The sequence below is a fragment of the Emcibacter sp. genome, assembly GCF_963675455.1.
Taxonomy (GTDB): domain Bacteria; phylum Pseudomonadota; class Alphaproteobacteria; order Sphingomonadales; family Emcibacteraceae; genus Emcibacter.
In genome coordinates, this window is record NZ_OY776217.1 from 718,597 (window position 1) to 743,003 (window position 24,407).

Sequence of the window (24,407 nt, forward strand, 5' to 3'; positions counted from 1 at the left end):
CTTCCCTCACTTAATATCTGAATACGCGTGGTTCAGATATGGAAAAACAGGCGGGAATTTCAACCCCTGAGCCCACACAAATCCCGGTCTGCGCGCCTAGCTGCGCTGTTGAAGCCGGCCGCCAAGACCGTCAAACAGGTTATCCATCCGGAACTGCCAGTCGACAAGCGAACTGTTCTCGTCAACAAGCCGGGCGCGGGACGTCCCCCTGGCCCACTGGAAAATTCCATACAGGATGTAATCGCAATAGGTGGGAGAGGAACCGCCAAAATAATCATATTCCTTCAGGGTCTGCTCATAGGGCCAGAGGTTGGCTGCGAACAGGTTCAGATTCTCTTCCCGGTGCTCTTCCATTTCCTCCAGCGCCTTGCCGAGGCGTTTTTCGCGGCTCCGGCGGAAATAAATCTGGTCTTCCTCTTCAAGCATTTCGAAGATTTCCCCGACAATGGCCTTAAAAAGAGGCATCACCAGATGATTGAAACTCGACATGTTGAAATGCCGGGCCTGAACCCTGCCCACCTCGCCGCCGAACAGGCTCGGCCGCTCGGGATAGGTTTCCTCCAGATAGCAGGCGATATGCCAGCTGTCGGTAATCACCTCGTCACCGTCCACCAGGACCGGCACGGTGCGGGAGTCGGCAAAAGCCAGCTCATCGGCAATCTGGGTAAACCTGAGCGGCACCATCTCCGGCTCGAATCCCTTGTGCGCCAGCGCCATTCTTGTCCGCCAGACATAGGGGCTGAAGCCCTGCGTCGGGTCCTGACCTACCAGTTCATAGAGTTTCATGACCTTCTCCCATTGTTAAACCTCAGGGTTAAACACGGGGAAAACAATATCATGTCGGGAGAAAAAAAGAAGCCAGTTATCGGACTGAAGCAGGGTGTAAGGGGTAGTAAGGGGATGTTCAATCCGGATAACTGGCTCGAGGGGATTTAGCAGTTTCAAGAGTAAGCGCCGAATGGGGCGCGAGTGAGATGGAATCTGGGCAATTTTGGGGCAGTCCTGCCGGGGACGGGCCGGCTGCAGCGACATGGGACTTGCATTCAGCGCCAAAAATGCCCATCCTTCAGGCATGAGTGAACAGACTCCGACAATCATTCCCTTCCAGGACGGCCCGGCCGGTCGCGTACCGGACCAGATCTTTTTCACCATGCAGGAAATGCAGGCCATCCTGAATGTCTACGGCCGAATGGTCGCCGCCGGTGAATGGAAGGATTACGCCATGAACCCGGGCCGGGATGTGGCAAGCTTCGCTTTTTATCGCAACGCCAGTGAACGACCTGTCTACCAGATCGTTAAAAATCCGGCCCTGCGCAACAAGCAGGGCGCCTTTTCCATCCTGTCCGCCCAGGGCAAGGTGTTAAAACGGGGACAGGACCTCATCACTCTTCTGAAATATTTCGACCGCAAACTGATCAAGCTGGTCTAATCCCCACCCCCGACTTTCATCGATTTGTTACCAACAAAAACTATTCAAAATAATATTCGGCAAAATAACATATTCTTGCGATGAAACGGATATTGTCCTTCTTGATTTTACCATTTACAGAAATTATGGCGCGTTAAGAATCGCGAAAATATTAATTTAATTAATTGATATTAAGCCTTTTTTTTGCCTTTTTCTTCGGGCAATTCCTCCCTCAAGGCTATCGACACAGATCATAGACGACCGCATGTTATAGCCGAATAATATTCTAATAATATAAATAAGGACTACCTATGAAGAACTTTCTTTTCGCCCTTGCCGGCGTCGCCGCCCTTTCAACCGCCACAGCTGCTTTTGCTGAAGAAAACAGCTTTGCCGGCCCCTATGTCGGTGTAGAAGTCGGATATAACGACCTTGACTTTGATGCTGGCACAGCAAACGTTGGTGCAAACGGCTTCAATTACGGTCTGTTTGCAGGTTATCGTTATCAGGTAGGCAGCAGCCTGTTGCTCGGCCTGGAAGCCCGTGCGGGTGAATCCACTGCGTCTCTGGGTGACGAAACCGCCTCCATTGATGCCGGGCGCCAACTGGGTGTTGACGCCACAATCGGCACCACACTTGGCACAAACAATAATATTCTCGCCTTTGCGTTTGTCGGTTATGAAAATGCACGCCTGACCGCAAATGTCGGCAACGAGTCAGATGCCGCGGATATGGACGGTATTCGTTTTGGTGCCGGCACAGAATATGCCTTCACCAAAAACCTCAGCGTACGTGCCACTTTAGCTTACACGGATTATGAATCCGATGTCAGCAACATCCAAATTCTGACCGGTTTGGTATATAACTTCTAAGGTCCGGTAACAGGACTTTCCAGTTTCAAATAAGAAACAAGATTTAGAAACAGAAAAGGCCCCGACTGTGGGGCCTTTTTTATGAGTATTATCGCGCCACCGGCCGCCGGGGCGGTTTCAGGATCGTATCGACCCCTTCCAGATCCGGGTCCGTTTCCGGATAATCCAGCGTATAGTGCAGGCCACGGCTTTCCGTGCGCTGCAGGGCCGAGCGGATGATCAGGTTGGCCACCGTCACCAGATTGCGCAGTTCCAGAAGATCCGAGGTTACCCGGAAATAACTGTAATATTCCCTGATCTCCCCGGCCAGCATATCGATCCGGCGGGCGGCCCGTTCCAGCCGGCGGGTGGTGCGCACAATGCCCACATAGTCCCACATGAAATGGCGCAGTTCGTTCCAGTTATGGCTGACCACCACCTCCTCATCCGAGTCGGTCACCCGGGATTCATCCCAGTGTCTGATCGGCTCGGTTTTTGCGATGCTTGCCACCGTGGCCAGGATGTCTTCCGCCGCCGCCTCAGCCATGACCACACATTCCAGCAGGCTGTTGCTGGCCATGCGGTTGGCGCCGTGCAGGCCGGTGTGGGTCACCTCGCCAATGGCATAAAGGTTATTCACATCGGTCCGGCCATGCAGATCGGTCATCACCCCGCCGCAGGTATAATGGGCCGCCGGCACCACCGGAATCGGCTGTTTGGTCAGATCGTAGCCAAGCTTCAGGCAGCGCTGGTAAATAGTCGGGAAATGGCTTTTGACGAATTCCGGATCCTTGTGGGTGATATCCAGGTACACGCAGGCGTCCCCCAGACGCTTCATTTCATGGTCGATGGCCCGGGCGACAATATCACGGGGGGCAAGTTCGGCCCGTTCGTGAAAACGCGGCATAAACCGTTCCCCGTTGGACAGGCGCAGGTAGGCGCCTTCGCCGCGCAGGGCCTCGGTCAGCAGGAAGGTACGGGCTTCCGGGTGATACAGGCAGGTGGGATGAAACTGGTTGAATTCCATATTGGCCACCCGGCAGCCGAAGCGCCAGGCCAGGGCAATACCGTCCCCGGTGGACCCGTCAGGGTTCGAGGTATAAAGATAGACACGGCTGGCCCCGCCGGTGGCCAGCACCGTCATCTTGGCCTGAAAAACATCCACCATCCCCCGTTTGGTATCAAGGACATAGGCACCGATGCATTTTCTTTGGGCCGGGTCGGCATTCTTGTCACTGACCAGGTCCACAGCCACATGATTTTCAAACAGGCTTATGTTGGGATGAGCACGCGCCTGTTCCTCGAGGGACATTTGAATTTCCCGACCGGTGGCATCCGCCGCATGCAAAACACGCCGGTGTGAGTGGCCACCTTCCTGGGTCAGGTGATATTCCCGCTCCATGAAAGTATCCCGGCCGTTATTTTCCCGGCGGGTAAAGTCCACACCCTGTTCGACCAGCCAGTTGATGGCCTTGGGCCCGCGTTCAACAATATAGGAAACTGCATCCCGGTGGCAGAGGCCGGCTCCCGCCACCATGGTATCCTCGATATGGGATTCCAGGGTGTCCTTGTCATGCTGGACAGCCGCGATTCCGCCCTGGGCCCAGCTGGTGCTGCCCGCATCCAGTGCCGCCTTTGACAACACAGCAACCTTCGCCTTGTCCGCCACCTTGAGCGCCAGAGTCAGGCCGGCCGCGCCGCTGCCGATCACAAGCACATCAAATTCAAATTTCTTTTTTGACATTATTCAGGTCCTCTGTCCCCGTGTCTTCCGGTGCATCTACCCGGATCTTATTCTTCGTCCCGGGCCCGGGTCAGCTGCAGGAAAATATCCTCAAGGTCACTTTCCTGGGTGGAAAGATCACTGATGCCGATCTTTTCCCGGTGTACCCGTTCCAGTATCTGGCCGATATTTACCGTACTCGGGCTGAAGTGAATCAAAAGCTCGCCTTCCTGGTTGAGGGAAGCGTTCAAATCGGCAAAGGAAGGCGGAATTTCCATCAATGGCACCGTGGGCCGGAGAATCAGCAGTTTTTCATCCAGCTGCTTCAGCAGGTTCGGCGTGGTGTCGCATGTCACCAGTTCACCCTGATTGATAATGGCAATCCGGTCACAGAGTTCCTCGGCTTCTTCCAGGTAATGAGTGGTCAGGACAATAGTCACCCCGCTCTTGTGCAGTTCCCGGACATATTGCCAGAGCTGCTGGCGCAATTCCACATCGACACCGGCCGTCGGTTCATCCAGCACCAGGATCGGCGGACTGTGAACCATGGCTTTGCCGACCAGAAGCCGTCGTTTCATACCACCGGACAGGGTCCGGGAATAGACATTGGCCTTATCCGACAGACTCAGGATTTCAAGGATTTCGTCGCTGCGACGCTGCGCAGCCGGAATATTGTAATAACCGGCCTGAAATTCCAGCATTTCCCGCGGCGTGAAAAAGGCGTCAAAATAAACTTCCTGCGGCACAATGCCGATGGATGCCTTGGCATTGCGGGGATGTTCATCAATATCAAATCCCCAGATCCGGGCTGTACCGGCGGTTTTCCGCACCAGACCGGCAAGAATATTGATGGTGGTGGATTTCCCGGCGCCGTTCGGCCCCAGAAGCCCGAAGATGGAGCCTCTCGGAATAGTCAGGTCAATGCCCTTCAGGGCCTGCTTGCCGCCCTTGTAGGTTTTTTCAAGACCGCGTATCTCGATAGCCGCTTCGGGCGCCGCTTCTGAGGCGATCTCGCTGGACGCAACTGCTTGTTTTTTCTGAACTGCCAAGGTAGATTTTCCTGAAAAAGACTATTCTCGAAATTCACCGGCCCAAAAGCCAAAAACCTCTTGTTAAATCCGGTTCTGAACGTTAATTCTGATACTCAAGGTTATCGGTAGCATCCGACCCCGGTATGGTCAATGACAAATCGTCGGGACCTGACAGGAGAAGCGGTTGCAATCACAGAGAAATTCACGGACGGAGCCCTTCCATGACTGAACACGCCCAGGCAGCTTCCAGCACACCAGCCAGCCCCCACGAAATCATCGAGACAAGCCAGAAACGCGTTGCCTGCAACGGCGGCGGCGGGGCCCTTGGCCATCCCCAGGTCTTTCTCGAAATGGGCAACAAGACAAGCGTGGTCTGCCCCTATTGCAGCCGCGAGTATGTCCTGAAAAGCCAGGCATAACTTCAAGACCCCACCACATCTACAAACAGGGAAACATTAATGGCAGAACAAAAACCCGAGCATCTTTATCTGGTCGATGGATCGGGTTTCATTTTTCGCGCCTACCATGCCCTGCCGCCCCTGACCCGGCATGACGGCACCCCGGTCAATGCCGTCATGGGGTTTTGCAACATGCTGTTCAAGCTGCTCAAGGATCTGGACGATAACGAGCGGCCGACCCATCTGGCGGTAATTTTCGACGCCGGACGCAGGACATTCCGCAACGATATATATCCCGAATACAAGGCCCACCGGCCACCGGCACCGGAAGACCTGATCCCCCAGTTCCCGCTGATCCGGGAGGCGGTCAGGGCCTTCAATGTTCCGGCCATAGACAGCGACGGTTATGAAGCGGACGATATCATCGCCACCTATGCCACCGAAGCAGAAAAAAAGGGCTTTGAAGTCAGCATCGTCTCGTCCGACAAGGACCTGATGCAGCTGATCACCGACAAGGTTTTCCTGTTTGACAGCATGAAAAACAAGGAAATCGGCGTCGAGCAGGTAATCGAAAAGTTCGGCCACGGCCCGGAAAAGGTCGTCGAAATACAGGCCCTGGCCGGAGACAGCGCCGACAATGTTCCGGGTGTTCCCGGAATCGGGGTTAAAACCGCCGCCCAGTTGCTCGACGAATATGGCTCACTGGACGAGCTTCTGGAGCGGGCCAGCGAAATCAAGCAGCCCAAACGGCGGGAAAAACTTCTGGAAAATGCCGACATGGCCCGCATCAGCCGGGAACTTGTCACCCTGAAGCGGGATGTGCCCGGCCTGCCTGACCTGGACAGTTTCCGGGTCAGAGACATTGACCCGGACTCGGTCCTGCCGTTTCTTGAAGACATGGAATTCAGGACCCTGCAGACCAAGATCATGTCCTTTATGGCAAATTCAGGCACTGCGCCAGACCCGGCCCAGCCGGCACTGAACCCCGGCGAAGAAAGTTACGAAACCGTAACAAATAGTGAGGACCTTAAAAAATGGATTACGATAGCGGAACAATCCCGCCAGATAGCCGTTGACACAGAGACCACATCACTGGATGCCATGCGGGCAAAACTGGTGGGGATTTCCCTGAGTATTCAGTCCGGCAGCGCCTGCTACATTCCGCTGGGCCATGTCTCCCATTCGGACGGGGAACTTGATCTCGGAAATGGTACGGATCCGGAACAAATTGATCTGAAAGAAGCCCTCAAGCTCCTCAAGCCGCTGCTGGAAAATCCGGCTGTCCTGAAAATCGGGCAGAACATGAAATATGATTATCTGATCCTGGCCAAGCACGGTATCCGGATTCACCCGCTGGATGACACCATGCTGATGTCTTATGCTTTGGATGCGGGGCGCAACGGCCACGGCATGGATGAACTTTCGGAAATACACTTGGGCTACAAACCCATTCCCTTTAAGGAAGTGTGCGGCACCGGCAAGAAACAGATTACCTTTGACAAGGTGGAAATCGACAAGGCGACGGACTATGCAGCCGAGGATGCGGATATCACCGGCCGGCTGCACCGGGTTCTTAAACCGCGCCTGGTCCAGGAACATATGGTCACCGTTTATGAAACCCTGGAACGCCCGATGGTCCCGGTTCTGGCCGATATGGAAAAAGAAGGCATTCTGGTCGACCGGCAGACCCTTAACCGCCTGTCCAACGATTTCGCCGAACGGCTTGCTGTGCTGGAAAAGGACATCCACAAACTGGCCGGCCGGGAATTTAACATTGCGTCCCCGAAACAATTAGGGGAACTCCTGTTTGACGAAATGGGCCTGGAGGGCGGCAAGAAAAGCAAGACCGGGGCCTGGGGCACCGGCGCGGATGTGCTGGAAAGGTTGGCCGTCGAGGGTCATGAACTGCCGGAGCGTGTACTGGACTGGCGCCAGCTGGCCAAGCTGAAAAGCACCTATACGGACGCCCTGCAGACCCAGATCGACCCGGACACGGGCCGCATCCACACCAGCTACTCGCTGGCCGGCACCACCACCGGCCGGTTGAGCTCCAACGACCCCAACCTGCAGAATATCCCGATCCGCACCGAAGAAGGCCGCAAGATCCGCCAGGCTTTCGTGCCGAAGGAGGGACACAGGTTCCTGGCCGCCGACTACAGCCAGATCGAATTACGCCTGCTGGCCCATGTGGCCGACATGGCCAGCCTCAAGGACGCCTTCAACGAGGGAATCGACATTCATGCCCTGACCGCCAGCGAAGTCTTTGGCGTCCCGATCGAAGGCATGGACCCGATCGTCCGGCGCCGGGCCAAGGCCATTAACTTCGGCATTATCTATGGTATCAGCGCCTTCGGCCTGGCCCGTCAGCTTGATATTTCGAAAGGGGAAGCCAAGGATTATATCGACGCCTATTTCGAAAAATTCCCCGGCATCCGCGATTATATGGAAGACACCAAAGCCTACTGCCGAAAGCACGGTTACGTGCAGACTGTGTTCGGACGGCGCTGCCATATCAGCAGCATCAACGACAAGAACGGAATGCGCCGGGCCTTTGGCGAACGGGCAGCCATTAACGCCCCGCTTCAGGGAGCGGCGGCAGATATCATTCGCCGCGCCATGGTCCGCATGCCGGAGGCGCTTGACAAGGCGGGCCTGAAAGCGAAGATGTTGCTGCAGGTCCATGATGAACTGGTGTTCGAGGTGCCCAAGGCGGAAATCGACAACACCATTCCCGTAGTCAAATCTGTGATGGAGGGCGCCCCCCTGCCGGCGGTCGAAATATCGGTACCGCTTATTGTCGATTGCGGTGTGGGCGACAACTGGGACCAGGCCCACTAGACGTCACCGGAACAAGGAACAATAAAAAAGGCGGGAGTTTTCTCCCGCCTTTTTTTATTCAGCTTCAGAAACCTTAGAAATTATAGGTGCCCTGGATCATAATGGTCCGGCCCTGGCTCAGGAAGTTATATGTGGACTGGGCGCCAAAACTGCTGCCGGCCAGCGGGGTTTCACCGCCGAACAATAGAATCTTCTTGTCGGTCAGATTCTGACCCAGCACTGCCAGTTCCCAGGTGTTATCAGCATCGGTCAGAGCGATACGGGCATTCAGCTTGGCGTATCCGTCCTGCATCAGGTTCGGGTTCAGATTGGCGGACGCGTGATATTCACTGGTGAAGTACATATTCACATTTGTGTTCAATAAAATATCATCCGTCAGGTTCAGACTGTGATCAATACCTACAGACCCCTGCCATTTGGACGCCAGTTGGTTGGTTTCCCCGGAATAATCACAGAAATTAACGCCGTTCACAACAGAATCCGGAGTCTGCCCAAAGTAACACTGACCATTGAAATAGTCCTTGAATTCAAAGTCAAGCCAAGCCAGGGAGCCTGTTAGAGTCAGTCCTTCTGCAACCTGCCAGCGACCGTCCAGTTCCACGCCCTTGGCCTCGGCCCTGGCCGCATTACCAACGTTGAAACCAAGCGTACCGTCAAAGATGGAGACTTGGAGATCCTTATATTTGGTGAAGAAACCGGCAAAGTTCAGCTCTGCTGCGCCGTCGGCCAGAGTCAGTTTTCCGCCCACTTCATAGTTGGTGGCTTTTTCATCTTCATACTCAAAGGCATCCGCCATGGTTGCAGAGGCGGCCTTGTTGTTACCGCGGAAGTCAAACCCGCCAGATTTGCTGCCTTTTGAGAAACTGGCATAAAGCATGACATCATCATTGGGACGATACTGCAGCTTGATATCAGGCGTGAACTTCGTCTCGCTGCGATCCACCGCCACCGGGAATGAGCCGAGCACCAGCGCGTTTCCGGCGAAGGTACTCCCATAACCTGCAGCAAGCGCTGCGGCAGTGGGCGCACCAAAGAAAGGCGTCAGGAACTCCTCTAAATTGCCGGCAATGGCATTGCTGGTAGCAAGGTCGAAAACCAGGCCACTGAAATCAGGGGCCAGTTGCTGAACGCCTTCAAGCGGCGTACCATCGATATTTTCCACCCAGATGCTTTTCGTGCCGCTCTTTTTCTCATGTGTGAGACGGCCACCCAGTTGCAAGGAGAATTGTTCATTAATATTCCAGGTAAGCTGGGCAAAGGCGGAATAAACGTCCGCGTCAACATGCGCCTGACGAGGTGTCGCCGTATTGGCCAGAAGATCACCTGCGCCGGTAAAGCCGTATGCTGAAAGTGCACCAAACAACGGCGCAAAGGGTGCCAGATTTGGATTGGTATTCAGGGCCGGGACCAAAACCGACGTGTCATCAATCAGGAACTGATCCTTGTAGTCATGGTCACTGGTCTGGAAATAAGCCCCCAGAATATAGTCGATGGTTTCACCGCCGGGTGACGTCAAACGAATTTCCTGGGAGAATTGTTCATATTCTTCCTGGATCGGCAGGGAGAAAACATTAGCTCCGGTAAAATCACAATCGCAGACTTCATCATATTTAAATTTGGAGTAGCCGGTAATACTTTCCAGCATGTGATCACCCATCGCGTAGTTCAGGGTCATGACCGCTTCAGTGGCGTCGTTGTTACTCCAGTCTCCGTTGGCGCTGCGCTGACCATTCAGCGTATTATTCAGCACGGAAGCATCCTGGCCAAAACCGTAAACCAGAATCTGGCTGTAGGTCATGCCCGCCAGCGGATCTCCGGTAGGAAAGGCTCCGTTCGGCAGTTCATTAGCAATTTCAATGTTACGACCGACCACATCAAAGGCGCTGCGCTCAACCTTGAAGGTGGCCTGCAGATCCTCGGACAGGTCCCATTCCAGGATACCGCGTACCGCCCAGTCTTCCTGCTGCGGTTCCTTGCGATCAAGGGTCAGGTTGTCGATATATCCATCCTTGTCATGGTAACGACCGGCAACCCTGACCCGCATGGTGTCGGACAGGGGGCCCGACAGGACGCCGGTCACTTCATAGGCTGTATCCACAAATTCATAAGCGCCGCTGACATAGCCTTCAAATTCCTCGGTCGGTTTGGCGGTTGTCATATTAAGCGCACCGGCCACACTGTTTTTTCCGAACAGGATGGACTGCGGTCCACGCAGCACCTCGACCCGTTCCAGGTCCAGGAAAGGCTGGCGGGTTTGCTGGGCGCGGCCATGATGGATACCGTCCACATAAACCCCCACGGACTGTTCAAATCCCTGGTTGTTGCCGGAACCAATACCACGCATGAAGACATTGGTGCCGATACCGCTTTCCGCCATGGTGAAGTTTGGCACGGCAAACTGAAGATCGGCCATTCGCTCAATGGACTGTTCTTCAAGCTGAGCACCGCCGACAACACTCACGGAAATCGGCACATCGCTCAGACTTTGTTCCCGATACTGGGACGTCACCACAATTTCTTCCAGAATTGCTGAGTTGTCTTCCTGCGCCTGCGCCGTGTGTGCGACAGTCGCCAGTACAGAAATTGAAATCAGAGCTGAGGTGTTTTTCAGATATTTAAGATAGGACATAGATCCTCCCATTTATTGTTAGCTTGGCCCATTATTAAGGATAAGCCGGCAACTCAAAACGGATAATCCGCAGCGTCATTTGCTCCCGCAAATGCTCCCAGTCTGCAGTATGCATATCCCTTTCTAAAATATCCCAAATTTAAGGAATATGCATGTAACGACGATCCGCCCAGTGCACAACTTGATTTGATGTTACACAAAAAAACAGAATGCATCAACTTAAAACAGTCGTTTGTTTTTATGAAATACAAAGAGACTTTCAGCAGGAAAGCGTCAGCCTTTCCCAGCCACAGAGATAAACCATACTATCTCGCCTCGACCAGTTATTATTTGTTATCGCTATATTTTTCTTCGAGATACGCTCTCAACGCTTCTTTTGAACTACCCATCAGATCAAAAATACCGGAAGCAATTTGTACAATATCCTCGCCGTCGCGCGCCTGAGAGGCCTCTTCCAGTTTTCTGGCCAGCTGGGTAAGACCCTCAAAACCAAAAGTCTGACTGAGCGCCTTGAGACTGTGTGCCTGAATCCGGCAGGTTTCATACTCCTGGTTCTCGATTGCATCTGAAAGGGCAGTCCTGCGTTCGGCAAAATCCCGGAACAGCTCTTCAACTATCGGATTGACCTGCGACCGGTTCACGCCGTTGAGCATTTGCTCAAGCTGGCAGGTGTCCAGCTTTTCAGCATTCTGGTTCATGTTTCGACCCCCACGGTCTTTGTTCCCAACAACAGGACGCTCAGCGTTTTTGAACGACCACATTGGCAATCAATATTTGCGCCTCTTTGTGTTTCAGAACACGATTTGTCGCGCGCTGAAACACCTTGCCTAATAATGCAACATTTACGGGCCGGTTGATATCAAAATATTTTATCACCAGCCTATTTGTTTCTTCTGTATAGGCACTGACCAGCCGGCGCATCTGTTTCTGCGCATCGGCCCTTTTTCCCGAATCTGTTATTTTCAACTGGGAGGAAACGGTCAGAACCCCGGCTGGGCGACCTTGACTGAACATGGTGACAATAACGGGAGAAACCGGCAGATAAACCTCTTCCCCTAATTCCCCCTGGTTATGCTCCTCCTCGGCAAATACTGAACAGGGAACAGCCAAAATAAAGAAGATAGAAATTATAAGTCTGAGCATGATCTTGTCTGAATCCAGTCTGAAAATATTTATTCTAAAAATCGCTTGAAGCTCAACTATAGGAAAGAATGGTATGCAAGCCGTTAACAGGGCCTTATAAGCTTTTTGCAATATATACGTGCATGAAAATACTTTTGCTTTATGCATTGCATATTGCAATATATTTCTTCCTTCTAGGAAATAAATGGCTGAATACTGCGACTTTCCTAATTGGCACGGTATTTGCTAATATAAGCAATGCCTCTGGAGCAGCGGCGGAGACAGCAAATTATCCGACCCCCCAACGGACCTAGCACTGCCTCCGCCTCTCTCTGCCTTAAATATTTGATCCTATATGGCCCCTCACGGGGCCATTTTTTTTGGCTTAAAAACTGAAAAGAAAAGTCAGAACAGCAGACTGGCGTCATTGGAACCGGCCAGAAGCCGGTCAAGGCCGGCCTGATAGTTGGCAACCTGCTTGGTCAGATAGGCCGGCGCCTGGCCAGAAATCTGGTTCTGTTGCAATATCTGTGCCTTGATCGGATCATAAAACAGAGACCTATAAGCACGACTGATGGTGCTCAGGGAACCGGAAAGCTGATTAAAGACATATTCGGCTTCCTGCTGTGAACGGAGGTAAGTGAGATTCTCAATTTCCAGGGCAAAGGCTCCGCCAAGATTTTCCAGATCTGTACCCAGTGAATCGTCGCCAATACTAAAGACATCCTCACTGGACAGTATTTTTGTTGGCTCCAGACCAAGTTTACGCAGGGCATCCTGCGCTCCTTTACCAGCGAGCAATTCCACAGTTCCGCCGTTTTTAGTTGCAATTTTGAGACGCTGCCCACCATCACCCGACACCACTGTTGCATTGAGATAACTGAAGGATCGCGAGTTGATACGTTCTGCCAGATCGTAAAAATCATCACCATCCTTAATTTTAATTTTATAGGGCGTCCGGTCATTGACAGAAATATAAAAATAGTCACCCTTCACTGCTGTTGTCTGTGTATCAATATCCCTGTCTTGCCGCAGGGAAAGCTCGCCGGTCGGCAGGCCGAGGCGCGTCAGCACCGATGACCCGTTCTGAGAAAATCCGATAGCGGTACCTGATGAGAAACTACTTGTATCACCGACCTGCTGGACCCAGTCGGCTAAACCTGAAACACCATCAAGCCGGGCGGCAAAAGCATCTGTAAAACCGGTTTTACTGTCACCTGGAAGTGCGCCAAAAGTCGTCCCAGCTACAAAGACCGAGCCATTGGCTACGGAAAGATCAGCAATGGAATCTGTTGAACTACTGCCGATAAAACTGGTCCAGTCGGAGGAAAGAGCGCCAGCAATATCATTGAGTTTGATCACAAACCCATCCCGACCGCCACTGTTTGCTGTGACTACAGAACCACCTCCGGAAAAAGACGTCGCTAACGAGGTTCCGGCCAGATAGACACTCGCACCGTCAACGGCAATCGCTGAAATTTCACCACCAGCCAGATCACCTACAGTATAGCTTGACAACTGACTGGTTAGATCCGCGGCGTCAAAGGTCCGTATCACAGCCAGCCCGTCTTCTTCCACCGCCACCAGAATATTTCCGTCGGCATCGATCGCTATTGCTTGACCGGTCTCATTACCTGCCCCGCCAAACTGCGCCGCCTGGGCGATGGCGCCAGTGCTGCCGTCCAGCTGAACTATGTAGGCATCCTGCCCGCCACCGTGGGTAACTGTCCCGTTCACTGCACCACTGATCTGTCCGGTCACATAGATATTTCCGGTAGCATCTATGGCCAGCGACGCAGGAGAATCAGTTGCAACAGTATCCAATTGCTGGGTCCAGAGCTCAGTTCCGCGATTATCGTATTTGGTGACAAAACTATCTTGTCCGGAAAAGATGTCGCCATTCTCAAGTTCGCTATTCACCTGGCCGGCAATTACCACATTGTTATTACTGTCAACGGCAATATCGTATGCTTCAGCCGTGTCGGTTGCCCCTACAAGGCGAGACCAGATTAGATTTCCTGACGCATCAAATTTGCTAAGATAGACGTCGGATTTATCTGATACATTGATCTGTGATGCCAGGTCCCCTTCAGTATTTCCAAGGACATATAGATTTCCCTGGCTGTCGACAGCACTGGCCGACACTGTCGTCTGCTCAGTGATCGGGTCCTGCTCGATCAGTTCACCTTCCTCGTCCTTGATTTCATGCAGTGGGTTTTCAATATCGGTTGCGGAATGGGTTCCTGTCGACAGCAACTGACCAGATGTTCCCCTGTCGACAAGTTTTGTCATTGAAACCTGATCAGTTCCGTCAGTTCCCTCATGACTGTTGCCTACCAGATACACCGTTGGCTCAGTTACTGCCGCCGAAAGGGCAACGTCTTCTCCAATCCCCGCATCAATGACCAGCGAAAATTTATTATCTTCCACTTCGCTGTAATCAAAGCGCGTATTATATTTGCCGACTTCAGCACCATCGCCATTGATTTCAGTCAGAGCTGAAATCTGCTGATTGATATATCCCTTCAGACTATCCATGCTGATTGTCCCGCTGATCTGGGACAAATCAATAACAATGTCGTCAGTACTGTCGCTGTCACCGAGTGTAATGGTAAAGACTTCATCACCATTTAGGCCGCTTATGGGTGAATATTTAGTCCCGAAAGCAGAAATGGCGCCAGTATACTCATATGTATTTTTGCCCAAAGCAACTTCTGTCGTCACATTGCTGGCTTTTTCTCCCACAAAAAGAGTTAGATTTTTCAGATCAAGCCCCTGGACGTAATTTTGAATTTCCAGCATTCCCTGATTATACTTGTCATTGATTGATGCAAGAAGTGAAGAGGGAGTTGAATCTGCCGCCGCATATTCAGCTAGTGTGCGCAGATCTTCCAGGGCTGTATAGAGCACAAACAAGGACTGAATATCCTTGTCGCCATCCGCAAGCTGGACTTCTTTATCGGCAATATTAATGAAACTGCGAAGATTTTTGACCTCGTTGTAACGTGTGCCGAGAGAACGGTCTTCTTCTGTATCCCAGGGAGTGATAATATTGCTGGCCGCCGAGGTCGTGGAAGTGTTTGTTGTACCACTGGAGATGGCCGAAGAGGCACGCAGATTGCTTTTCGCGCTGTAATAGCTCGACAATAAAGAGGTATCAAAAGATATTATCGAAAAATTCGACATTCCTGTCCGTTCTTTCCCTGTGCCCCGCCCTCACGGCGAAATCCATCCCCATATCCTAGGGGCGAATCGTTAACATTTGGTTAGGATTTAAAGGTATCACACCCCCGGAACACTGCCAATAGGACGAATTTGCCTAGTAGAAACCCCTTGAAAAACTGCGCTTTTTCGAACAAACAGTTGCACTCCCCCCGGAACGAACCTATTTATTAACAAATGTCGCAAAATGACCAATAAAATGGATGAAAAATGACCGCGCTGTATTTTCTGGTTGATACCGTCTTTACCCTGTATATCTGGGCCATCATTATTTCCGTCATCATCAGCTGGCTGGTAGCGTTCGGAATTATCAATACCCACAACCAGGTTGTCTACAACATATCCTATATGCTGAATCAGGTGACCGAACCGGCGCTCAGGCCCATCAGGCGCCTGATGCCGGATCTCGGCGGCGTGGATATCTCCCCCATACTTCTGATTATCGTCCTTCAGGTCCTCAAGATATTTATCCTGAGGGATGTTCTTCTGCCCCTGATGATGTAACTTCCTGTTGCTGAAGAAGACCAACACATCGGTTGTCCTGCCCATTCGCCTGACCCCCAATGCGGCGAAGAACGAAATCGGGCCGGTGGAAAAGGATGCCGCCGGCAGTGATATCCTGAAGGCCAGGGTCACCGTCGTCCCGGAAAAGGGCAAGGCCAACAAGGCCCTGATCAAGCTCCTGTCAAAAGAACTTCGGCTGCCCGCCGGGCAGATTTCGGTTGCATCCGGCACCACAAACCGCAATAAACAGATTGAAATATCGGGAGACCCCGATGAGCTTTTTGACCTTATCACCAACTGGATAAAGGACCGATCCAAGTGACTGCAGAACTTATCGACGGCAAGGCCTTTTCGGCCACCCTTAAACAGGACATTGCAAAACAGGTGACGGTCCTGAAAGAAAAACACAATCTGATCCCGGGCCTGGCCGTGGTCATTGTCGGCGAAGACCCGGCCAGTCAGATCTATGTCCGCAATAAAAATATATCCACAAAAGAAGCCGGCATGAACAGTTTCGAGCATCGCCTGCCGGAAGAGACCACAGAAGAGGATCTCCTGGCCCTGGTGGAAAAGCTCAACAATGATCCGGCCGTCAACGGCATTCTGGTGCAGCTTCCCCTGCCGAAACATATAAACGAAAGCGCCGTGATCAACGCCATCAGTCCGGCCAAGGATGTGGACGGCTTCCATGTGATCAATTCCGGCCTGCTGGCCACCGGCGGCGACGCCATCGTCCCCTGTACACCGCTCGGCTGCCTTTTGATGCTGAAAGACAAACTCGGCAATATGAGCGGCCTTGATGCCGTTGTCATCGGCCGGTCCAATATTGTCGGCAAACCCATGGCCCAGCTGCTGCTCAATGAAAGCTGCACCGTCACCATCGCCCACAGCCGCACCCGCAACCTGCCGGAAGTTGTCGGCCGCGCCGACATCGTGGTCGCTGCTGTCGGTCGTCCGGAAATCATCAAAGGGGACTGGATCAAGGAAGGCGCCACCGTCATTGATGTGGGCATCAACCGGGTCCCGAAAGACGACGGCAAAAGCCGCATTGTCGGTGACGTGGAATTTGACGAAGCGGTCAAAAAAGCCGGCGCCATCACCCCCGTTCCCGGCGGTGTCGGCCCCATGACCATCGCCTGCCTGCTGAAAAATACCGTCACCGCCACCTGTCGCCAGGCCGGCATAGATGAACCGGACGTCTGAAAGATCTTTTGATGATTGAAACCTTTCTTGCCGCCTTTGTCACCTTGTTCGTGGTGATCGACCCGCCGGGCATTGCCCCGATCTTTGCGGTCATGACCACCGGGCAGAATGCCGCCTACAAACGCAAGATGGTTTTCAAGGCAACGATTACCGCCACTATCATCCTGCTGATGTTTGCCTTTATCGGCCAGGGCCTGCTGTCCGGACTCGGAATCAGCATGGCCGCCTTCCGCACTGCCGGCGGTTTCATGCTGTTTCTGATTGCCATGGAAATGGTGTTTGAAAAACGCACGGAACGGCGCGAAAAAAAGGCCGAACATGACGATTTTTATGACAGCCTGCATGATGAGCCGGAGGATATTTCCGTCTTTCCGCTGGCCATCCCCTTTATGTCGGGACCGGGAAGCATCGCCACCATCATGCTGCTGATGAGTGAGGCCAGCGGCGACTTTACCCTGCAGGGCCTGACCATTGCCGCCCTTCTAACTGCCCTGCTGTCAACGGTCATCATCCTGTTGCTGGCCGGAAAAATCATGGATCTTCTGGGTCATACGGTGGCCAATGCGATCACCCGGATCCTGGGAGTTATCCTTGCCGCCCTGGCCACCCAGTATATGTTCGACGGTATCAAGGTTTCCTTCCTCGGCGCCTGAAGTACGAACAAACTTTGTTGCTGCGCGATTTTCCCCAAAAGTTGATGATTTTCGTCATATTATTTTTTGTATTTCGCTAACTATATTGACGATCAGCCGCCGTCATTTTCACCGATACAAAAAATAATTCTTTAAATACAAGCACTTATTTCCGTTTCAAAAAACTGGCACGCTTCCTGCAATTGAAAAAGCAAAACTTTTAAAACTGTATCTGATAACGGAGAGTGAAAATGGAAATCTGGACCCTGATCAAAAAAAGCAACCGCGGCAACCCCCTGCTTAAAAGCCTGCCGCTGAAAGAACGCCACAGTCGCCGCCTGCGTCGCCAGCGTCGTTCCTCCCTGGCATTGGCCTGAGACCGGACAGCCTGCCGACACTGAATGAATTTACCACCCGTGACTCCCTCCATAGAAGTCACAATTGCCTGAGAACCTGACCAGCCCGGCCCACACAGCCGGGCTTTTCTTCAGGCGACAAGGTTTGTCGTTGTTCCCTGGTCAGCAATAACCGGATTGTCGGCATTGACTGTCTGGGAAGACAGCACACCCCCATCCGAAGACTGCTGCCCGATGGTAATATCGATCTGGAAACCAACGGAAATGGACAGGGAAACAAGAGAAGGCGCAGATGTTTCATCGTCATCCTCGGCCGGTGCATTAACCGTCACCACAGAGTCCTGGTTTTCCGTCGCCTCGGCAATATCCGTCTTGCTTTCATCCAGAGACAACTGATCCAGGCTTGCCCCGTCTTTCAGGGCGGTCAGGAAATCTCCCAGGATCTTGATGGCAAAAACCGTCACCAGCTTGCGCATCATATTTTCGAAAAAAGCCTGTGCGGAGCGCCGGTGGCCGTGATTACGAAAAGGCGTAAAGTCCTGCTCTTCTGTCTGCTCTGCCTGCCCGTCATCAGTTCCGGCTTCAACCGAGCCGACGTCAGACTGCAAATACTGGCGCCCGACCTTGCTCAGGTTGATCTGAAAGGAACTTCTTTCAAACGGATGCTTCTCCAGTTCGCGGCCTTCTCTGGCGGAATGATGAGAGCGGCCATGATGTGAATGCCCACGGCGGGATCCATCAACAGCGCCGGAACGGGAATGATCAAATGAAAGAGATTTATAACCTGCACCTCCATCGGTACCGGAAAAGGCGGAGAACAGCCCCGCCAATGAATAGCCTGACATAACAATATCCTTCTGATATCTTACTGCAGGTGCTGTTTTGCACCCTCACATCCTTGCAATTGTCCCACAATTCTCACATCTATTGGTTAACGAAACCTTACTGCCCCTGCTGCTCCGGATGAACATATTGTGAAATGCTGCTTTTTTTACTGACAGACCAGCAAAACAGCCGTATGACTGGTGCCCTTTTTCCGGGAACAGGATAATGCATAATACACAGGAAACAATAAAAGAAAGCTGGCTTCGCCAGCGGCTTGCGCGGCAATTGTCGGAACTGCTGCGCCTGTCCTTTCCTATTGTCCTGCAAAGAATCGGGATCATGACCATGGGGGTTGTGGATACCATGATGGTCGGTCATTTCGGCGCAACAGATCTGGGCTACCAGAGTGCCGGAGATATTCCGGTCACCACCATGATTGTTCTGTCGCTGGGCCTGCTGTCAGGCGTCATTATCCTCAGCTCGAACGCCTATGGCGCGGGCAATTCCCGGGAGTGCGGCGCCATCTGGAAAAGAGGCATGCTCTATGCTGGGGGTCTGGGTCTGTTCTTTACCATAATCTGCCTGTTCGGGGAGGAAACACTCCTGCTGCTTGGACAGGAACCGGATATCTCCCGCGGCGGCGGGGAAGTCGTTCTTGTGCTGGGCCTCGGCATGCCGTTCCTGACCATGATGCTGGTCTGTACATTTTTCCTGGAAAGCATCAGCAAGCCCCTGCCGGGACTTGTTATCATGATTGCTGCCAACCTGCTGAATATCCTGCTGAACTGGATGCTGGTTTTCGGCCATCTCGGCTTCGAGCCCATGGGGGCTGTCGGCTCGGCCTGGGCAACAAGCCTGGTCCGGCTGTTTATATTGCTGACATTTATCGGTTACATCTTTTGCATGAAAGAAGCAGACTTCTTCGGCATCAGGGAAAAAGCAGACCTCGGCTGGAAAATATGGGGTCGCCAGCGACAGATCGGTTACGCCGCCGGAATCACCAATGGTGCAGAACATATAGGTTTTGCAGGGCTTTTTGTTTTCTCCGGCTGGCTCGGCGCCGCCACCCTGGCTGCAACCACCATAACCATAAAATTGTTCGGTCTGGCGTTTATGATCGGTATGGGGATCGGCGGGGCGACTTCCGTTCGGGTAGGAATCGCGCTGGGACGCCGGGACCATAATGATCTGCTGCTGGCCGGCAGTTGCGGACTGGGTCTCAACTTCGTGATTATGCTGCCCCTTTCGATCCTCCTGTGGCTCCATACTGAAAGTCTGGCCCAGTGGTTTTCTTCCGATACACTCCTGATCGGTCTGGCGACACCGCTGATTGCCCTCTCGGGGCTGATGCTTCTGCTTGACACCTCACAGTCCATCATGGGGAATGCCCTCAGGGGCCGGCAGGATGTCTGGATGCCAACCATCATCTATTTCCTGTGTTATAATGTGGTTATGGTGCCGCTATGCTGGTATATGGCCTTTCCCCTGCAAAGGGGGGCCGAGGGGCTTTTTGAAGCCGTGATCCTGACCAGCGTACTGGCCGCCCTTCTGGCCGGAGGACGGTTCTATTACCTGTCCTGGCAGGATCATCTGAAAGCGGCTGCCAACGCCGGAACCTGACACCGGACCAGAACCGAGGTGGCTTTTGCATTCCGGCAAAAAACAGATTAGACTGCGTCAAACATAATAGGGTGGTGTGTGCGGGACCATGTTGTATCTACGTTCTATTTTCTTTAATTGCTTTTTCTGGGTTGGTACCCCCCTGATTATCCTGATTATTCTGGCCCCCCTCACCCTGTGTCGGGACGACCGGCCGATACGCCGGGTCATCCTGTGGTGGGCGAATGTCATCGTCTGGATACTGGAACATATTGTCAAAATCCGCATCGAGATCAGGGGACGTGAAAATATTCCCCGGGACAAGGGCTTCATTCTGTGCGCCAAACATATGAGCAACCTGGACGCCTTCATTGCCTTCCGGGAGGCCCCCACCCTGACCGCACTGGGCAAGAAGGAACTGTTCCGGGTCCCGTTTCTCGGCCTGGTCCTGCGCAAGCTGGGCATCATTCCCATCGACCGCCAGTCCGGCACCGCCCACAAGGTGACCCCGGAAGTCGCCGGTATTATTCACGATAAAAAACTGCCCCTGCTGGTTTATCCCGAGGGAACACGCACCCTGGTCGGGGAACGGCGCAAGCTGAAAAGCGGCGCCTGGCACATCCAGGCCGAACAGGATATTCCGGTCATTACCCTGGCCAGCAATTCAGGCCAGCACTGGATGAAACGCAATTTCCGCAAGATCCCGGGAACGGTCATCGCCGAATTCCATCCGCCGCTCCCGCAAGGTCTGGACAAGGATACTTTCATGAAAAAAATGACCGAGGAAATTGTCGATCGCAGCGAAGAACTGATGCAGCCAGCTTAGTTTCCTGAAACATTCCTGTCACCGGGCCTGGGTGCCCCTAATTTCTCCCTTTCCCCCGCCCTGTTTGTTCAATATAGTGGAAAAATACAGGAGTGCCCCATATGTCAAGACATTCACCCCCCGACGTCGGCCGCAGGATCAAAGAGCTGCGGAGCGCACGGAAGATGACCCTGGAACAGCTCGCCAAGGCATCAGGTGTTTCCAAATCGATGCTGTCCCAGATCGAACGCGGCCGCACCAATCCCACTGTCGCCACCCTGTGGAGCCTGACCGCGCCCCTTGATATTGCCCTGTCCGACCTGCTCGACAATCGGGGCGAGGACAGCAAGACGAGACATGAAATCTTGCTGCTGAAATCGCACCAGTGTCCGGAAATTCAGAGCGCGGACGGCAAGTGCAGCCTGCGGATTCTGGGACCCATAGACCTTGTTTCGCAGATGGAATGGTATGAGATGCGGCTGGAGCCCGGCGGCATCCTCGAGTCGGAACCCCATTCCGCCGGCACCCGGGAACATATTACCGTCCTTGAAGGATCCCTGAGGATCAGCAACGGCCTGCACCACCAGGACCTGGAAACCGGCGATACCGCCCGCTATGAGGCCGATATTCCCCATGCCATTGAAAATATTGGAAAAACGAAATCGCGGGCGATGCTGGTGGTCATTTCCGGATAAAACCGAACAAAAATACAATATAGCATATAAATTTTTAATATATTGTATTTTCCGGTATCGTGCTATAAATACCGGCATCTGAAACAAAACCTGCAGGATAACATTGCCATGTCCCGGAACTATATCGATCATCTTTCCGCTGAAATCTCCATCCTGAAAGAAACCGGGCTTTACAAGGCCGAGCGGACCATAACAAGCCCGCAGCAATCGATTGTCCATGTCGCCCAGAAAGGGGATCGGGACCTCATTAATTTCTGCGCCAACAACTACCTTGGCCTGGCCAATGATCACCATCTTGTCGAGGCCGCCAAGAAAGCCCTGGACAAATATGGCTACGGCATGTCCTCGGTCCGCTTTATCTGCGGCACCCAGGATATCCACAAGGAACTGGAAAGAAGGCTGGCGCAATTCCTCGGCACAGAGGATGTCATCCTCTATCCGAGCTGTTTTGACGCCAATGCGGGCCTGTTTGAAACCCTGCTCGGGGAAGAGGATGCCGTGATCTCCGATGCCCTCAATCATGCCAGCATCATTGACGGTATCAGACTGTGCCGGGCCAAAAGGTTCCGCTATGCCAATAATGACATGCAGGCCCTGGAAGATTGCCTGAAGAAGGCACAGGACTGCCGGTTCCGGCTGATCGCCACAGACGGCGTTTTTTCCATGGACGGTATCCTGGCCAACCTGCCGGCGATCTGTGATCTGGCGGAAAAATATGACGCCATGGTTATGGTCGACGACAGCCACGCCGTGGGTTTCATGGGCGAAAGCGGCGCCGGCACGCCGGAATACTGGGGCCTGTCCGACAGGGTCGATATCCTGACCGGCACCTTGGGCAAGGCCATGGGCGGGGCATCCGGCGGCTATACTGCCGCCAATGCGGTTGTTGTCGACTGGCTGCGACAGAGATCCCGGCCTTACCTGTTCTCCAACACCCTGGCGCCGGTCATCGCCGCAACCAGCTGCACCGTGCTCGACCTTTTGAAGGAAAGCGGCGACCTGCGGAAGAAAGTCCATACAAATGCCGCCTATTTCAGGGAGAAAATGGCAAAGGCAGGTTTTGTCCTAGGCGGCGCGAACCATCCCATCGTGCCTGTCATGCTGGGCGATGCGCGTCTCGCTGGTGAAATGGCGGACCGGCTGCTGGAGGAAGGTATTTTCGTCATCGGTTTTTCCTATCCCGTGGTTCCGGAAGGAAAGGCCCGCATCCGCACCCAGATTTCCGCCGCCCACACCACCGCACAGATCGACCAGGCCGTGGAGGCCTTCAGCCGGATCGGCCGTGAACTGGGCGTCATCTAGAGGAGCATGACCATGAAAGCACTGGTTAAATCCAAAGCCGGGGAAGGCATCTGGATGGAGGACATCCCGGAACCCGAGATCGGCCATAACGATGTCCTGGTCAAGGTCCGGAAAACGGCCATCTGCGGCACCGATATCCATATCTACAACTGGGACAAATGGGCGCAGAAAACCATTCCGCTCGGCATGCAGGTGGGACATGAATTTGCCGGCGAGATCGTCGAACTGGGGTCAGAAGTCCAGGGACTTGCCGTAGGTCAGAGAGTATCCGCCGAGGGCCATGTAACCTGCGGCCATTGTCGTAACTGCCGGGCCGGCAAACGGCATTTGTGCCGCAATACCCTGGGGATAGGAGTCAACCGGCCGGGCGCCTTCGCCGAATATATATCCGTCCCGGCCGTCAATATCTGTCCGTTGCCCGATGAAATCAGCGATGACATGGGCGCGATCCTTGATCCTTTTGGCAACGCCACCCATACGGCCCTCAGTTTCGACCTGGTGGGGGAGGATGTGCTGATCACCGGCGCCGGCCCGATCGGCATCATGGCTGTTGCCATCGCCCGTCATGTGGGCGCGCGCAATGTGGTGATTACCGATATCAATGATTACCGGCTCGATCTGGCCCGACAGATGGGGGCCACCCGGACAGTCAATGTCTCGAATGAGAAACTGCAGGACGTCATGACCGACCTGCATATGAACGAGGGTTTTGATGTGGGTCTGGAAATGTCCGGCGTCCCCCGGGCCTTCTCCGACATGCTGGAAACCCTGAATCACGGGGGCAAAGTGGCTCTGCTCGGCCTGCTGCCGGCCAATACCGCTATCGACTGGAACCAGGTTATTTTCAAGGGGCTGGAGATTCACGGCATCTATGGCCGCAAGATGTTCGAAACCTGGTACAAGATGATTGCCATGCTGGAAAGCGGCCTGGACCTCAGCCCGATTCTGACCCATCATTTCCCGGTTGACGAGTTTCAAGCAGGTTTTGATATGATGAGATCCGGCCAGTCCGGCAAGGTGATTCTGAACTGGCAGGAAAATTAATCCTCCCTCTTGACCGGCAGGAATTTAACGTATAAATCAGATGCCGCAGTCGGAGAGTAGCTCAGCCTGGTAGAGCACTACGTTCGGGACGTAGGGGCCGGAGGTTCGAATCCTCTCTCTCCGACCATTTTCCTCACCACCATCAGTGGAAGCCGCCGGCGTTCCTCCACTTAACTTAACATTAGAATTTTATAATTATACCTTGACTATCCCGATAACC

At 53.3% G+C, this 24,407-nt stretch carries 22 protein-coding genes and 1 tRNA gene; 15 read left to right on the forward strand and 8 right to left on the reverse strand.

Going from position 1 to position 24,407, the window contains the following annotated elements:
• Positions 1-96: 96 nt before the first annotated feature.
• The gene (locus tag ACORNT_RS03330; protein ID WP_321395341.1) at positions 97-786 is read right to left on the reverse strand and encodes a glutathione S-transferase family protein; all 690 of its coding nucleotides are present in this window, start codon (positions 784-786) and stop codon (positions 97-99) included.
• Positions 787-1,030: 244 nt separating this feature from the next.
• Between ACORNT_RS03330 and ACORNT_RS03335 the strand changes: the two genes are divergently transcribed.
• Both ACORNT_RS03335 and ACORNT_RS03340 read left to right on the forward strand, forming a co-directional pair.
• Positions 1,031-1,429: a DUF2794 domain-containing protein gene (locus ACORNT_RS03335; protein ID WP_321395343.1), complete on the forward strand. Its 399-nt coding sequence runs from the start codon at positions 1,031-1,033 to the stop codon at positions 1,427-1,429.
• 290 nt (positions 1,430-1,719) lie between these two features.
• Complete coding sequence (locus ACORNT_RS03340) at positions 1,720-2,280, forward strand: porin family protein (protein ID WP_321395345.1); 561 nt, start codon at positions 1,720-1,722, stop codon at positions 2,278-2,280.
• A gap of 88 nt (positions 2,281-2,368) precedes the next feature.
• Here ACORNT_RS03340 and nadB read toward each other — a convergent pair whose 3' ends face one another.
• Both nadB and ACORNT_RS03350 read right to left on the reverse strand, forming a co-directional pair.
• Entirely contained in the window at positions 2,369-4,003 is a 1,635-nt protein-coding gene (gene nadB, locus ACORNT_RS03345) for an L-aspartate oxidase (RefSeq protein WP_321395347.1), read from the reverse strand.
• Between the two features lie 47 nt (positions 4,004-4,050).
• Positions 4,051-5,031 carry an ABC transporter ATP-binding protein gene (locus ACORNT_RS03350; protein WP_321395349.1) on the reverse strand — a complete coding sequence of 327 codons (981 nt, stop codon included), beginning with the start codon at positions 5,029-5,031 and terminating at the stop codon, positions 4,051-4,053.
• A gap of 203 nt (positions 5,032-5,234) precedes the next feature.
• Here ACORNT_RS03350 and ACORNT_RS03355 point away from each other — a divergent pair, with 203 nt between their 5' ends.
• Both ACORNT_RS03355 and polA read left to right on the forward strand, forming a co-directional pair.
• On the forward strand, positions 5,235-5,432 hold the full coding sequence (locus tag ACORNT_RS03355; protein ID WP_321395350.1) for a zinc-finger domain-containing protein: 198 nt from the start codon (positions 5,235-5,237) through the stop codon (positions 5,430-5,432).
• Between the two features lie 39 nt (positions 5,433-5,471).
• Positions 5,472-8,249, forward strand: coding sequence for a DNA polymerase I (gene polA / locus ACORNT_RS03360; RefSeq protein ID WP_321395352.1), 2,778 nt, complete (start codon positions 5,472-5,474; stop codon positions 8,247-8,249).
• 73 nt (positions 8,250-8,322) lie between these two features.
• On the opposite strand, the gene ACORNT_RS03365 is transcribed toward polA, so the two are convergent.
• The 4 genes from ACORNT_RS03365 to ACORNT_RS03380 all read right to left on the reverse strand — a co-directional run bounded on the left by ACORNT_RS03365 (position 8,323) and on the right by ACORNT_RS03380 (position 15,186).
• On the reverse strand, positions 8,323-10,878 hold the full coding sequence (locus ACORNT_RS03365) for a TonB-dependent receptor (protein WP_321395354.1): 2,556 nt from the start codon (positions 10,876-10,878) through the stop codon (positions 8,323-8,325).
• A 326-nt stretch (positions 10,879-11,204) separates the two neighbouring features.
• Entirely contained in the window at positions 11,205-11,576 is a 372-nt protein-coding gene (locus ACORNT_RS03370) for an Hpt domain-containing protein (protein WP_321395355.1), read from the reverse strand.
• Between the two features lie 40 nt (positions 11,577-11,616).
• Positions 11,617-12,180 (reverse strand): hypothetical protein, encoded by a 564-nt coding sequence (locus tag ACORNT_RS03375; RefSeq protein WP_321395357.1) that lies wholly within the window; start codon positions 12,178-12,180, stop codon positions 11,617-11,619.
• Positions 12,181-12,405: 225 nt separating this feature from the next.
• Complete coding sequence (locus ACORNT_RS03380) at positions 12,406-15,186, reverse strand: hypothetical protein (RefSeq protein ID WP_321395359.1); 2,781 nt, start codon at positions 15,184-15,186, stop codon at positions 12,406-12,408.
• Positions 15,187-15,432: 246 nt separating this feature from the next.
• Between ACORNT_RS03380 and ACORNT_RS03385 the strand changes: the two genes are divergently transcribed.
• From ACORNT_RS03385 to ACORNT_RS03405, 5 genes are all read left to right on the forward strand, one after another.
• Positions 15,433-15,726, forward strand: coding sequence for a YggT family protein (locus ACORNT_RS03385; RefSeq protein ID WP_321395361.1), 294 nt, complete (start codon positions 15,433-15,435; stop codon positions 15,724-15,726).
• Between the two features lie 7 nt (positions 15,727-15,733).
• Positions 15,734-16,048 (forward strand): DUF167 family protein, encoded by a 315-nt coding sequence (locus tag ACORNT_RS03390; protein ID WP_321395362.1) that lies wholly within the window; start codon positions 15,734-15,736, stop codon positions 16,046-16,048.
• Positions 16,045-16,929 (forward strand): bifunctional methylenetetrahydrofolate dehydrogenase/methenyltetrahydrofolate cyclohydrolase FolD, encoded by an 885-nt coding sequence (folD, locus tag ACORNT_RS03395; RefSeq protein WP_321395364.1) that lies wholly within the window; start codon positions 16,045-16,047, stop codon positions 16,927-16,929. The genes ACORNT_RS03390 and folD overlap by 4 nt, the downstream gene beginning before the upstream one ends.
• Positions 16,930-16,940: 11 nt before the next feature.
• On the forward strand, positions 16,941-17,582 hold the full coding sequence (locus ACORNT_RS03400; RefSeq protein WP_321395367.1) for a MarC family protein: 642 nt from the start codon (positions 16,941-16,943) through the stop codon (positions 17,580-17,582).
• A 230-nt stretch (positions 17,583-17,812) separates the two neighbouring features.
• The gene (locus ACORNT_RS03405) at positions 17,813-17,938 is read left to right on the forward strand and encodes a hypothetical protein (protein WP_321395369.1); all 126 of its coding nucleotides are present in this window, start codon (positions 17,813-17,815) and stop codon (positions 17,936-17,938) included.
• Positions 17,939-18,048: 110 nt separating this feature from the next.
• On the opposite strand, the gene ACORNT_RS03410 is transcribed toward ACORNT_RS03405, so the two are convergent.
• Positions 18,049-18,762 (reverse strand): hypothetical protein, encoded by a 714-nt coding sequence (locus ACORNT_RS03410; RefSeq protein WP_321395371.1) that lies wholly within the window; start codon positions 18,760-18,762, stop codon positions 18,049-18,051.
• A gap of 205 nt (positions 18,763-18,967) precedes the next feature.
• On the opposite strand from ACORNT_RS03410, the gene ACORNT_RS03415 reads away from it, so the two are divergent.
• The 6 genes from ACORNT_RS03415 to ACORNT_RS03440 all read left to right on the forward strand — a co-directional run bounded on the left by ACORNT_RS03415 (position 18,968) and on the right by ACORNT_RS03440 (position 24,314).
• On the forward strand, positions 18,968-20,362 hold the full coding sequence (locus ACORNT_RS03415) for an MATE family efflux transporter (protein WP_321395374.1): 1,395 nt from the start codon (positions 18,968-18,970) through the stop codon (positions 20,360-20,362).
• Between the two features lie 88 nt (positions 20,363-20,450).
• A complete protein-coding gene (locus tag ACORNT_RS03420; RefSeq protein ID WP_321395376.1) occupies positions 20,451-21,167 on the forward strand; it encodes a lysophospholipid acyltransferase family protein in 717 nt (238 codons plus the stop codon).
• Positions 21,168-21,268: 101 nt separating this feature from the next.
• Positions 21,269-21,841 (forward strand): XRE family transcriptional regulator, encoded by a 573-nt coding sequence (locus tag ACORNT_RS03425; RefSeq protein WP_321395379.1) that lies wholly within the window; start codon positions 21,269-21,271, stop codon positions 21,839-21,841.
• A 108-nt stretch (positions 21,842-21,949) separates the two neighbouring features.
• Positions 21,950-23,143, forward strand: coding sequence for a glycine C-acetyltransferase (locus tag ACORNT_RS03430; protein ID WP_321395381.1), 1,194 nt, complete (start codon positions 21,950-21,952; stop codon positions 23,141-23,143).
• Positions 23,144-23,155: 12 nt separating this feature from the next.
• Positions 23,156-24,187, forward strand: coding sequence for an L-threonine 3-dehydrogenase (tdh, locus tag ACORNT_RS03435; RefSeq protein ID WP_321395383.1), 1,032 nt, complete (start codon positions 23,156-23,158; stop codon positions 24,185-24,187).
• Between the two features lie 50 nt (positions 24,188-24,237).
• A tRNA-Pro gene (locus ACORNT_RS03440) sits at positions 24,238-24,314 on the forward strand.
• The last annotated feature ends 93 nt before the right edge of the window (positions 24,315-24,407 follow it).